The sequence below is a fragment of the Bacillus glycinifermentans genome, from assembly GCF_001042475.2.
GTDB classification, from domain to species: Bacteria; Bacillota; Bacilli; order Bacillales; family Bacillaceae; genus Bacillus; species Bacillus glycinifermentans.
Window position 1 is genome coordinate 260,002 of sequence record NZ_LECW02000045.1, and the last position, 12,041, is coordinate 272,042.

Genomic DNA, 12,041 nt, shown 5'->3' on the forward strand with positions numbered 1-12,041 from the left:
AGCTGCTTTATCGTAATACAGATAAGGCGGCTGCCGTTTTTCTTGCAAAAATTAAGGGCGGTTCGACAGATTGGAAATGAATGTACAAAAGATTCGGCCTCGTAAAGATCCAATGGTTATGCAAAGCGCTGATGATGAGTCCCTGATCGGCAAGCCGTTTTGTAAAAAGAGGAATTTCTTCAGGTAAAATGGCGATTTCCGCCATATTCAAGGCGATTCCGTGTTGATCCAGCGACTCGAACATCACTTCTTTCATCGCAATTCCCCGGCTCGGCCTTCCCTGAACAGAGACGTTTATATTCCGTTTTATGCTGACAGAACAAACACCGTGTTCCACTTTTGCCTCTCCATTCAATATTTGCCCAAATTGCCGGCAAAGCGTATGAAAATGTTGCATGGCCGAACCTCCATTTTAAAAAGTAGTAAGATTTTATGAGTCTCCCCATCTTTTCATACCGCTTTTTGCAAATGGAAACTGCTGCTCCTACTTGATCATGTCCTCTGATCCCGGCGCGTTCGCGAAGTGGTACATGAAGCCCATCATAAAAGCTCCGCCGACGATGTTCCCCAATGTAACGGGGATTAAATTGCGAACCGCCCCATATAACGAAATGGTGTCCGGATGGTCGGTCACCAAAGCGACGGCGAAGGTGGCCATGTTGGCAATGCTGTGCTCATATCCGGAAATAAAGAAACAAAACACAAACAGCATCATGGAGAACATTTTTGCACCGTCGCCTTTTTGGGACATCGGAATAAAAAAGGCAAGACAGACGAGCCAGTTGCAAAGAATCGCCCTGAAAAACAGTTCTGTCATCGGCGAATTCATCTTATGTTCGGCCGCGCTCAGCAAAAAGCTGTTGACGGACGAATCCTTGAACAATCCCGTTGAGAAAATGAGGCCTGCGAATAAGATGGCGCCCATTAAATTTCCTGCATAACTGAACAGCCACATCCCGATGGCATCAAGCCAGCGCATTTTTTTGCGAAGCGCCGCAAATGTATAATAAAACGTGTTTCCCGTAAATAAATCTCCCCCGCCGTAAACAATCAGAATAATGGCTCCCCCAAATGTAACCGCGGCAATCGGATATGTGAACGGAGACTGTTCAAGATAAAAAAAATTCCCCGTTTTAAATGCGACGATCACGCCAAACCCGATGAACATGCTTGCCAGCATGGATCGCAAAAAATAGCGAAGCGGGCTCTCTTTAAAGATGCTGCATTTTTTCAATGCGAGCTCCTCTACTAACATGAGCGATTTGGTTTCCATGTTGTACCACCACCGTGAAGTAAGGATCTTAGATTACGAACATAAGTATAGCAGGATATTGTGAAGCATTTCACAATATCTATGGATTTTATGTGAACAAATACATCGGGTAAAATCGTCCATAAGTATGAGAAAGTGAAGACAGCCTATCGAACGCTTTTCATTTGTTCAGCTTTTTTGTATAAAGTGGGGGGTGATGGAATTGGACGTAAAGAAAATCATTGATAAAGCGGTGCGGGCATCCGCACGTGATCATGCTGTTCAGAGGATGACAGAAGCAGGCGGGGGCGACATCAACCGGTCTTTTCTCGTGGATACGGACAAAACCAGGCTTTTCGTCAAGATAAACGATGGAGTGCCGGCCGACTTTTTCGAAAAGGAAGCCATGGGACTTGCAGAACTGAAAAAAACCGGCGCCGTAAACGTTCCTGACGTGATCGGATATAACGGCAAAAGCGATCCGGAGCGATTCCTTGTTCTTTCTTATATTAAGGATACCCGCTCTCCAGGGGCGGAGGAAAGGCTTGGCGAACAGCTCGCCGCCATGCACCGGACGGAGAAGCCGTTTTACGGATTGGGGCATGACAATTACATCGGCACCTTTCAGCAGGAGAACGGCGAATATGACAGCTGGCCGGCCTATTACCGGGAAAAAAGGCTGATTCCGCAAATCGGGCTCGCACTTAAGAAAGGATTTTTGAATGAAAGGCAGGCGGAGAAGCATGTCAGGCTTGCGGAAACGATTTCCCGCTGGCTCCCCGGCAAGCCCTGCGCATCCGTGCTTCATGGAGATCTATGGGGAGGCAACTGGATGACGGGGGAGGACGGCTCTCCATATCTCATCGATCCGGCCGTTTTATACGGGGACTTCCGGATGGATTTGGCGATGACCGCACTGTTCGGGGGTTTCACTGAGAGGTTTTACAGCGCCTATGAAGCGGCGTCGAAAGAACCGCTTAACCGCGACATTTGGCCTTTATACCAGCTGTTTTATGTATACATGCATTTGAATTCTTTCGGAGAAAGCTACTTGCCTCATGCGGAAAGAATTGTAAAACGGTATATGGGCTAAAAAATACCGATATTGTGACAGATTCAGGACACCCTTTCAGGGGTGTTTTTTTATTGATCGGCCGGGCCTTTTAAAGTTTTATGGTAAATAAAACCTATTTGCCGTCAAAAAACGTTTGATTTTTAGTCAAGATTCGGTCACAAATCGACCCATTTTTTAGGTAATTAGATCTTTTTTTCTATAAACAAACGGTGTAAATTACTTATATAAGTAATCTCAAGATTGATTTATAAGTCTATTGTATTAATTTGAAAGAAACACCTTTTTGGTAACCGTTTGCGTCACCTTTCATAGCAATCTTGTGAAATCTTGAACAATCTGATGGAGCATATCAATGGAAATGGAGGAAGCAGGGAATGAACGAATTAATCTTAGCCCGGTTTCAATTCGCTTCAACGACGATCTTTCACTTTATTTTTGTGCCGATGTCGATCGGGCTCGTCTTTATGGTTGCCTTGATGGAAACCCTTTACGTTGTAAAGAAAAAAGACATTTACCGGACGATGGCGAAGTTTTGGGGGCACTTATTTTTAATTAACTTTGCAGTCGGTGTCGTCACGGGAATTTTGCAGGAGTTTCAGTTTGGCATGAACTGGTCGGAATATTCCCGATTTGTCGGCGACGTTTTCGGCGCGCCGCTTGCTGTTGAGGCGCTTTTGGCCTTCTTTATGGAGTCAACCTTCATCGGCTTATGGATATTCGGCTGGGACCGCCTTCCGAAAAAGGTTCATTTGCTTTCTATCTGGCTGGTGTCGATCGGCACGATGCTGTCCGCTTTTTGGATTTTGGCTGCCAACTCATTTATGCAGGAGCCGGTCGGTTTTGCGATTAAAAACGGACGGGCCGAGATGACCGATTTTCTTGCGATCATTAAAAACCCGCAGCTATGGGTTGAATTTCCGCACGTCATTTTCGGTGCGCTTGCTACGGGCTCGTTTTTTATCGCCGGCGTGAGCGCATTCAAAATGCTGAAAAAGCAGGAAATGAACTTTTTTAAAAAATCGTTTCAGATTGCGATGGTCGTCGCGCTGGTTTCAGGTATCGGCGTTGCCTTCAGCGGGCATGAGCAGGCACAGCACCTGATGAAGAGCCAGCCGATGAAGATGGCCGCAAGCGAAGCGCTGTGGGATGACAGCGGAGACCCGGCCGCATGGACCATGCTTGCCGACATCGACACGGACAAGCAGGTGAACAAGTCTGAAATCAGCATTCCGTATGCGCTCAGCTATCTGGCTTACAAAAAATTCAGCGGCGATGTGCCGGGGATGAAAACACTTCAAAAGGAATACGAAAAAAAATATGGAGAAGGAAACTATATTCCGCCGGTAAAAACGACGTTTTGGAGTTTCAGGATCATGGCCGGCGCGGGAATTCTCATGATTATCGCCGCGTTGACAGGGCTTTTCCTAAGCTTCCGCAAAAAGCTTGAGACGAGCAAATGGTTTTTGCGGGTGATGGTCGGGCTGATCGCATTTCCGTTTATCGCCAACACGGCGGGCTGGATCATGACGGAGATCGGACGGCAGCCGTGGACGGTGTTTGGCATTTTAACGACCGCACAGTCCGTTTCACCGAATGTATCTGCGGGAATGCTTCTGTTCTCGGTGATCGCGTTCACAGCGATTTATCTCGTATTGGCGATTATCCTTGTCTACTTGTTTGTCCGCGAAATTAAAAAAGGGGCGCAGCACCATGATCATCATGAAGCTGCCGTTTCGACAGACCCGTTTGATCAGGAGGTTTACCATGGTATCTCTTAATGAGCTTTGGTTCATATTAGTCGCTGTGTTGTTCGTGGGATTTTTCTTTCTGGAAGGTTTCGATTTCGGGGTCGGCATGGCGACCCGGTTTCTCGGGCGGAATGAGCTCGAACGCCGGGTGATGATCAATACGATCGGCCCCTTCTGGGATGCGAACGAAGTCTGGCTGCTGACCGGCGGCGGGGCGATTTTCGCCGCTTTTCCGAATTGGTACGCGACGATGTTCAGCGGATATTACATCCCGTTCGTCTTTGTGCTGCTTGCTTTGATCGGGCGCGGCGTCGCTTTTGAGTTCAGGGGAAAAGTAGAAACGGCCAAATGGACGAAGGCGTGGGACTGGGTCGTGTTTTTCGGCAGTCTTTTGCCACCGTTTTTGTTCGGCGTGCTGTTTACCAGCATTCTGCGCGGCATGCCAATTGACTCCGAGATGAACCTTCATGCCGGCTTTGCAGATTATGTGAATGTCTATTCGGTCACCGGCGGCGTCACCGTTACGCTTCTATGCCTGCTTCACGGCCTGATCTTTATTACCCTCAGGACGGAGGATGATTTGCGGAACCGTGCAAGACGGCTGGCCGGAAAGGTCGTGTTCGCCGTTTTGGCTGCGCTTGTTGCGTTTGTCGCGCTGTCCGTCTTTGAAACCGATCTGTTCACAGGCCGAGGCTATGTGACGATTCCGCTTGCTGCTTTGATCGTCGTCTGCTACGTGCTGTCCATCGTATTTATGAAGCGAAAACGCGACGGCTGGACGTTTGCCATGACGGGAGCGGGAATCGCACTGACGGTCGGCACGATATTTACGGCACTGTTTCCGCGCGTCATGATCAGTTCGGTCAAAAGCGCGTACGACTTGACGATCTACAATGCTTCATCAGGCGCTTATTCTTTAAAGGTCATGACGATCGTCGCGCTCACGCTGCTTCCATTTGTTCTCGGCTATCAAATCTGGAGCTACTACGTTTTCCGGAAACGCGTCAGCAGTAAGGAGCCTATGATTTATTAATGGGAAAAGACCTCTTTCAATATAAAGGAATCAAACGAATTCTTGCGGTCCTGACCGTCTTGACCTTGATGCAGGGTGCCGCCATCATCCTGCAGGCAGAATGGCTTGCAGAGGCGGTGACCCGCCTTTTTAACGGCGAACGAATCAGCGCGCTGTATTCGGTGATGATCCTCTTTCTTGCGGGGTTTCTTCTTCGCCATGCCGTCACGCTCGTGAAGCAGCGGGCGGTTTATCATTACGCAGCAAAGACCGGGGCCGATATGCGAAAATGCTTTCTTGAAAAGCTATTTCAATCAGGGCCGCGTCTGGCGAGACAGGAAGGCACAGGACACGTTGTCACGCTTGCGATGGAAGGCATCGCCCAGTTTCGCCGCTACCTTGAGCTGTTTCTGCCGAAGATGGTCAGCATGGCCGTTATCCCGGCGGCGATCGTCTGTTACGTCTTTTTCAAAGACAAATCGTCTGCGGTCATTTTAATTGTGACCATGCCGATTTTGCTCGCGTTTATGATCCTGCTCGGATATGCCGCGAAAAGAAAAGCGGACAGGCAGTGGAAAAGCTATGAGATGCTTTCCAACCATTTTACGGATTCGCTCCGCGGTTTGGAAACATTGAAATTTTTAGGCTTAAGCCGGTCCCATGAGAAAAATATTTTCAAGGTGAGCGAAAGATACCGGAAGGCGACGATGAGCACGCTTCGAATTGCCTTTTTGTCATCGTTCGCCCTTGATTTTTTTACGATGCTGTCTGTTGCCACCGTGGCCGTTTTTCTCGGGCTCGGACTTGTAAACGGTCATATTACGCTCGGTCCTGCCCTTGCGGTATTAATCCTCGCGCCCGAATTTTTTCTGCCCGTTCGCGAGGTCGGAAATGATTATCATGCGACATTGAACGGACAGGAAGCGGGAAAGGCGATAAAGAGCATTTTGGATGCCCCCGGTTTTCAAAAAGAAGAGCCTCTTCTGCTCGGGGCTTGGTCAGATGAAGACCAGATTGCATTAAAAAACGTTTCCGTACGTCATGAAGAAGGGGAAGAAGCTTCCTTAACCGATATCTCGCTATCTTTTAAAGGGAAGAAAAAAATCGGGATCATCGGGGAAAGCGGTGCAGGGAAATCAACGCTTATCGATGTGCTCGGCGGTTTTCTTGACACGTCCGGCGGAGCGATCGAAGTCGGGGGAACGGAAAGAACGCATCTGCAGGCGGAAAGCTGGCAGCGGCAGCTTGTCTATATTCCGCAGCATCCGTACATTTTTCCAGATACGCTCAGCGCCAATATCCGTTTTTACTATCCCGATGCTTCAATTGAAGAAGTGGAACGGGCGGCAAAGGCTGCCGGTCTGAGTGAGCTGATTGACGGGCTTCCGTCCGGACTTGAAGAACGGATCGGCGAAGGCGGCAGGACGCTGAGCGGCGGACAGGCGCAGCGGACGGCGGTCGCCCGGGCTTTCCTCGGGAACCGCCCGATTCTTCTGCTTGATGAACCGACAGCACACCTTGATATTGAAACGGAATACGAAATGAAAGAAACGATGCTGAAGCTGTTTGAGGATAAGCTTGTCTTTATCGCGACCCACCGGCTGCACTGGATGTTGGATATGGATGAAATCATCGTGCTGAAGGATGGGAAAGTGGCGGAAACCGGAACGCATCAGGAACTGATCGAAAAACGCGGCGTTTACTATGATCTTGTGAAAGCGCAGGCGTTTGGAGGTGCATCATGAAGAAGGAACAGTGGATCCTGCCGTATGTGAAGAAAAATAAAAAGCTGTTTATCATTGTGATTCTACTTGGCGGACTGACGGTGTGTTCCGCTGCTTTTCTTATGTATACATCCGGCTACTTGATTTCAAAGGCGGCGACTCGGCCGGAAAACGTGTTGATGATTTACGTGCCGATCGTAGCTGTCCGCACCTTTGGCATTTTGCGTGCTGCGGCCCGGTATGTTGAACGGCTGACAGGCCACCACATCATTTTGAAAATCCTGTCCGATATGCGCGTCAGATTGTACGGAATGCTCGAACCGCAGGCTCTGAGGCTGCGTTCGCGCTTTCGCACCGGCGATATGCTCGGCATTTTGGCCGATGATATCGAACACCTGCAGGATATGTATTTAAAAACGGTGTTTCCCGGAGTATCGGCATTGCTTTTGTATACCGTATTCATTGCTGTCCTCGGCTGTTTTTCGTGGCCTTTTGCCGGACTGATCGCGATCTATGCCGCGGTTCTCGTTTTTCTCGTTCCCCTTGTGTCGCTGCTTGTGACAAGGGCGAGAAACATCACGTTAAAAAGAGGGCGCAGCCGCCTTTACCGCCGGCTGACCGATGCTGTTATGGGCGCGAGCGACTGGATTTTCAGCGGCCGGCAAAACGACTTTATCCGCGCTTATGAAGAAGCTGAAGAACAAATGCTCCGCATCGAAAACAAACGCCAGCGTTTCACCCGTTGGAGGGATTTCTTCGTGCAGTGTCTTGCGGCGGGACTTGTGCTGTTGATGCTGAGCTGGACCGGCGGACAAAGCGCGGAAGGCGCATTGCCCCATACGTTTATTGCCGCATTTGTCCTTGTTGTGTTTCCGCTGACTGAAGCGTTCTTTCCGCTTTCCGACGCTGCGGGGGCGATTCCTGAATACGAGGATTCGCTGCATCGCATGGATGGTCTCCAGCCGGAACAGGAGAAAGGAAATGACGTTCCCCGGGAAAGCGCCGAAGCGGTCGGAGTGCATGACGTCACCCTTCGCTTTGAGAATGTTTCGTTTTCATATGAACACGGGCAGCCGGTATTAAAAGGCGTCTCTTTTACCTTAAAGCAGGGAGAAAAAATTGCGCTTCTCGGGCGAAGCGGTGCCGGCAAATCGACGATCATGGCCATGATCGAGGGTGCACTTGCCCCAACGGCGGGCCGCGTCACGTTTAACGGGATCGCTGCAGAGGCGCTTGAACATGATATTTCCCGGGTTGTCGGCGTTTTGAATCAAAAGCCGCACCTGTTTGATACGACGATCTTGAATAATATTCGGCTCGGCAATCCCGAGGCGAGCGATGAAGAAGTGTATTGGGCGGCACGGCAGGTAAAGCTTCATGATTTGATTGAATCGCTCCCTGACGGATATCATACGTCTGTACAGGAAACGGGGAGCCGCTTTTCGGGAGGCGAACGCCAGCGAATCGCATTGGCACGCATTCTTTTGCAGGGCGCACCCGTCATCGTTTTGGATGAGCCGACCGTCGGGCTTGACCCGATCACGGAAAGGGAGCTGCTTTTGACGATGTTTGAAGCGCTTAAGGGAAAGACCGTTCTTTGGATCACCCACCATTTGGCGGGAGCTGAAGCAGCTGACCGGATTCTTTTCCTTGAAAATGGAACGATTGAAATGGAAGGAAGCCATAAAGAATTATTGCAAGAAAACCCCCGTTATCAGCGGCTATATCAATTGGATGCACCGGCATTCAGAATGTAATAGAGGCAGCTTCATTTGTGAAGCTGTCTTTTCTTTTTTAGCAATATTTAAGACACGGGTTAACTGGGATTAAGCTGGGGTTGCTACAATAAATTGACACTAAAGGCAAGGAGAGAAGAACAATTGAACATTCAGCCGCTGCAAAGTAACAGAATCGTTTGGTTGGATCAAGCGAGGGGAATTGCGCTGTTTGGCATTTTGCTTGCAAACATGCTTTTGTTTCAATACGGAATGTGGGATGATTTATCGTTTAAACCGCTGGCTTCATATGATCATTGGGCATATGAATGGACCAGGATTTTTGCCGTCGGCAGCTTCATGCCGCTGTTTGCCTTTTTATTTGGATACGGCATGGTGTTAATGAAGGACAGGTTTGCTGAGAAAGGAATCGTAAAATACCGCCGTGTATTCTTCCGGCGCTTTCTCGTGCTGGCTGTTTTCGGCTTTTTGCACGGCTTTTTGATTTGGGATGGGGACATTTTGTTAAGCTACGGAATGATCGGAATGGGACTGCTGTTTCTGTTTATCAACCGAAAACCGAAAACGATTCTGATTTGGGCGGTCAGTTTATTTGCGGTTTATATATTGATCTGTTTTGGAAGCGGGGGAGTGGAGCCAAGTCCCGGGCTGACGGAATTCAACGGGCGAACGGCTGAGGTGATGCAAAGCGGCAGCTATTGGGAAATCGTTTCCCACCGGGCAAATGCGGAGGTTACGTTGTTTGATTTTGACGATTCGGCGCCGGAGGGACTACCCGTGATGCTCATCGTTTTGATCGCACCTGTTTTTACCCTTTCGCCCTTTCTTTTCGGCTTATATGCGGCGAAGAAGAAGTGGCTCCATCAGCCGCGTATCTATGAAAAGAGAATCGGGAAGGTATTCTTTGTGACGCTGGCAATCGGCATTCCTTTTAAAGCGCTGCCGATTGTTTGGAAAGATCCGTTCGTATATATGCTAAGCGAAGGCGTCGGACCGCTGGCGCTGACATTTTGTTATTTGACGGGGATCATCCTATTGGCGCAGACAAAACAGGGGCAGCGCCTGCTAAAACCTTTCGGGGCCGTCGGCAGGCTGTCTTTTACGAATTATCTCATGCAAAGCATCATCATGACGTTCATTTTTTACGGCTATGGACTCGGGTTGTACGGCAGGCTCGGCGTATTGGCCGGAATCGGCATTGCCGTCTTGTTTTTTCTATGTCAGATGGCAGCCAGCATGTGGTGGATCAAGCGTTTCCGCATGGGACCGTTTGAATGGCTGTGGCGGCTGGGAACATATTTAAAAGCGCCTGATTTCTTCAAGAAGAACATGACAGAGGGTGGCCGTTCCGTGGCAAAATAGGGATATAGCTTAAATAAACGTTTGTTTAAAAAGGATGTGAATCAGATGTCTAAAGAAGAGCTGCCGATTTGGACTAAAGAGCGGGTCAAAGCATCGCTGCCGCAGAGGGGCGATGACAGCCATAAAGGAACATACGGCACAGGGTTATTGCTTGCCGGAACCGATGATATGCCGGGTGCTGCACTGCTTGCAGGATACGGAGCCATGCGGAGCGGCATCGGAAAGCTTGTGATCGGTACACCCGGAAGTGCCGTGCCATTAATCGTTCCCGTTCTGCCTGAAGCAACCTATTGGCGGGATGGTCTGGAAAAGGCGGCCCGCGGCGAAATCGAAGCACATTATCGGGCGATTGCAATCGGACCGGGGCTTCTCCCTTCGCAAACGACAGAATTGGCAGTACAGAAGGTACTGAAGGAAAAATGCCCGGTTGTGCTTGATGCCGGCGCTTTGTCGATTCGGGTTTATCCGGATCGTCAAGCAGCGACGATTTTGACGCCCCATCCAGGCGAATTTTCAAGAATCACCGGATTGTCAATTCAAGACGTGCAAAAACGGCGCGCTTCGCTGGCTAAAGAATGGGCGGAAAAGCTCGGCGCGACGATCGTTTTAAAAGGAAATGAAACGGTGATCGCTTTTCCCGACGGTGAGTGCTGGAAAAATCCTACCGGCAACAGTTCTTTAGCAAAGGGGGGAACGGGTGATACATTAACCGGAATGCTCCTCGGCATGCTGTGCTGTCACGAAAATGAGAAAGAAGCGGTGCTGAACGCTGTCCACCTGCATGGCGCCTGTGCTGACAGATGGATAAAGACCCGTTCGCCGCATACGCTGCTTGCCCATGAGCTGTCGCACCTGCTGCCTGAGGTATGGAAGGAGTATGAGGCATAAAAGAGGGAAACGTCCGGGAGCTCCCGGACGTTTCCTATTGAAATTAAGGATTGACTTTGCCGACGCCGGCATTTTGCGTGACGATCGATTTGACATTGTCTACCCCGTCGAGCGAATAGCTGTAAGGCGGGTTATAGGATGTTGTTGAAGTAGTCGGCATGCTGCCTGTGGAATTGACAAATTTATTGTTGGACACGTCCCAATAGCCGGGCTTGTCGCTGTACCAGGAGACGATTGGATCTTTGGCGTTTTCAAACAGGTTGTTTTCGATTTTGAGGCGGGCGCCCATTCTTGAGTTGATGCCGCTTTCGCTGATGTTGCTGTAATAGTTGTTGTAAATGTGTCCTTCTCCGAACCGGAAGGCAGGGACGCGGGAATTCAGGTTGTTAAACCAATTGTGGTGGAATGTAATCGTCCGGTTGTTATTATCGCTGTCAGAGTTCCCCATGAGCATCGACTTCCATGCATCATGGACATAGTTCCACGAAAAGGTGATGTATTGGCTGTCTTTTTTGACATCAAATAATCCGTCATAGTAATCTTTATCAACATTCAGGCTGTGGTACAGCTCATTGTGGTCGACCCAAATATTTTTGGACGGACCTTCAATGCTGATCGCATCTTTGTCTCCTTTAGCGACTTCATGAATTTTTAAGTTGCGGATAATGACGTTGTTTGCCCGCCACACTTTAATGCCGATCCCCTTTAATTCTCCCTTTGTTCCGGAGCCGACGATCGACACATCTGATACATCTTTTATGTCAATTTTTGATGCTGATGTATTTGAGGTTGTAATTGTGCCATTGACATAAATTTTTAAAGGTGTATTTGAGCTTTTATTTTTTAATGCTGCGAGCAGCTGATCCCCCGTTGTCACAGTAACCGTCTGGCCGCCTTCTCCGCCGGTTGTTCCTCCGTTTAAAGAAGCGAAGCCCTTTAAGCTGAAATCGGCCAGCGGGCTGACCTTTGATGCGGTCGCTGACGCCGCTTCCGCAGATAATGCGGCTGTTAAAGATCCAATCATCCCAAGGATAAAAATGAACATGACGCTTATGATTTTTTTCATTGTTCTCCTCCTTTTTATTGATGGCACAAGTAGAAGTAAGCGCTTTCGCAAAGTTAAGTCGGATGATGATGAAAAACCATGGCGACCCCTCCCTTTTACTGGAATTGGAAAGATCATAGCATAATAGACTGAATAATCTGAATAATCATCATATGAGTTGGGTGCAAGTATAAGCTGA

The 12,041-nt window shown here is 49.1% G+C and carries 10 protein-coding genes; 7 read left to right on the top strand and 3 right to left on the bottom strand.

The annotated features are described in order from the left end of the window. Nucleotides 1-7 precede the first annotated feature (7 nt). Together AB447_RS20640 and AB447_RS20645 are read right to left on the bottom strand one after the other, a co-directional pair. Complete coding sequence (locus tag AB447_RS20640; RefSeq protein ID WP_048354273.1) at nucleotides 8-397, bottom strand: DUF1259 domain-containing protein; 390 nt, start codon at nucleotides 395-397, stop codon at nucleotides 8-10. An 87-nt stretch (nucleotides 398-484) separates the two neighbouring features. Further along, the gene (locus AB447_RS20645) at nucleotides 485-1,273 is read right to left on the bottom strand and encodes a formate/nitrite transporter family protein (protein ID WP_048406451.1); all 789 of its coding nucleotides are present in this window, start codon (nucleotides 1,271-1,273) and stop codon (nucleotides 485-487) included. Between the two features lie 202 nt (nucleotides 1,274-1,475). On the opposite strand from AB447_RS20645, the gene AB447_RS20650 reads away from it, so the two are divergent. The 7 genes from AB447_RS20650 to AB447_RS20680 all read left to right on the top strand — a co-directional run bounded on the left by AB447_RS20650 (nucleotide 1,476) and on the right by AB447_RS20680 (nucleotide 10,797). After that, a complete protein-coding gene (locus tag AB447_RS20650; protein ID WP_048354287.1) occupies nucleotides 1,476-2,345 on the top strand; it encodes a fructosamine kinase family protein in 870 nt (289 codons plus the stop codon). Nucleotides 2,346-2,701: 356 nt separating this feature from the next. Next, nucleotides 2,702-4,105 (top strand): cytochrome ubiquinol oxidase subunit I, encoded by a 1,404-nt coding sequence (locus AB447_RS20655; RefSeq protein ID WP_048354275.1) that lies wholly within the window; start codon nucleotides 2,702-2,704, stop codon nucleotides 4,103-4,105. Beyond that, the gene (cydB, locus tag AB447_RS20660; RefSeq protein ID WP_048406450.1) at nucleotides 4,092-5,108 is read left to right on the top strand and encodes a cytochrome d ubiquinol oxidase subunit II; all 1,017 of its coding nucleotides are present in this window, start codon (nucleotides 4,092-4,094) and stop codon (nucleotides 5,106-5,108) included. Before AB447_RS20655 ends, cydB begins: the two co-directional genes overlap by 14 nt. Beyond that, nucleotides 5,108-6,832 (top strand): thiol reductant ABC exporter subunit CydD, encoded by a 1,725-nt coding sequence (gene cydD / locus AB447_RS20665; protein ID WP_057957735.1) that lies wholly within the window; start codon nucleotides 5,108-5,110, stop codon nucleotides 6,830-6,832. Before cydB ends, cydD begins: the two co-directional genes overlap by 1 nt. Continuing rightward, nucleotides 6,829-8,568, top strand: coding sequence for a thiol reductant ABC exporter subunit CydC (gene cydC, locus AB447_RS20670; protein WP_048354276.1), 1,740 nt, complete (start codon nucleotides 6,829-6,831; stop codon nucleotides 8,566-8,568). Before cydD ends, cydC begins: the two co-directional genes overlap by 4 nt. Before the next feature lie 123 nt (nucleotides 8,569-8,691). Next, complete coding sequence (locus tag AB447_RS20675; RefSeq protein ID WP_053071239.1) at nucleotides 8,692-9,909, top strand: DUF418 domain-containing protein; 1,218 nt, start codon at nucleotides 8,692-8,694, stop codon at nucleotides 9,907-9,909. Nucleotides 9,910-9,954: 45 nt separating this feature from the next. Further along, nucleotides 9,955-10,797 (top strand): NAD(P)H-hydrate dehydratase, encoded by an 843-nt coding sequence (locus tag AB447_RS20680; protein ID WP_048354277.1) that lies wholly within the window; start codon nucleotides 9,955-9,957, stop codon nucleotides 10,795-10,797. Nucleotides 10,798-10,840: 43 nt separating this feature from the next. Here AB447_RS20680 and AB447_RS20685 read toward each other — a convergent pair whose 3' ends face one another. Continuing rightward, nucleotides 10,841-11,863, bottom strand: coding sequence for a pectate lyase family protein (locus AB447_RS20685; RefSeq protein ID WP_048356012.1), 1,023 nt, complete (start codon nucleotides 11,861-11,863; stop codon nucleotides 10,841-10,843). Between the last annotated feature and the right edge of the window lie 178 nt (nucleotides 11,864-12,041).

Bases quoted from the DNA above. Each gene is read 5' to 3' on its own strand.
- AB447_RS20640 (WP_048354273.1), bottom strand. From the start codon at position 397: ATGCAACATTTTCATACGCTTTGCCGGCAATTTGGGCAAATATTGAAT.
- AB447_RS20645 (WP_048406451.1), bottom strand. From the start codon at position 1,273: ATGGAAACCAAATCGCTCATGTTAGTAGAGGAGCTCGCATTGAAAAAA.
- AB447_RS20655 (WP_048354275.1), top strand. From the start codon at position 2,702: ATGAACGAATTAATCTTAGCCCGGTTTCAATTCGCTTCAACGACGATC.
- cydB (WP_048406450.1), top strand. From the start codon at position 4,092: ATGGTATCTCTTAATGAGCTTTGGTTCATATTAGTCGCTGTGTTGTTC.
- cydD (WP_057957735.1), top strand. From the start codon at position 5,108: ATGGGAAAAGACCTCTTTCAATATAAAGGAATCAAACGAATTCTTGCG.
- cydC (WP_048354276.1), top strand. From the start codon at position 6,829: ATGAAGAAGGAACAGTGGATCCTGCCGTATGTGAAGAAAAATAAAAAG.
- AB447_RS20680 (WP_048354277.1), top strand. From the start codon at position 9,955: ATGTCTAAAGAAGAGCTGCCGATTTGGACTAAAGAGCGGGTCAAAGCA.
- AB447_RS20685 (WP_048356012.1), bottom strand. From the start codon at position 11,863: ATGAAAAAAATCATAAGCGTCATGTTCATTTTTATCCTTGGGATGATT.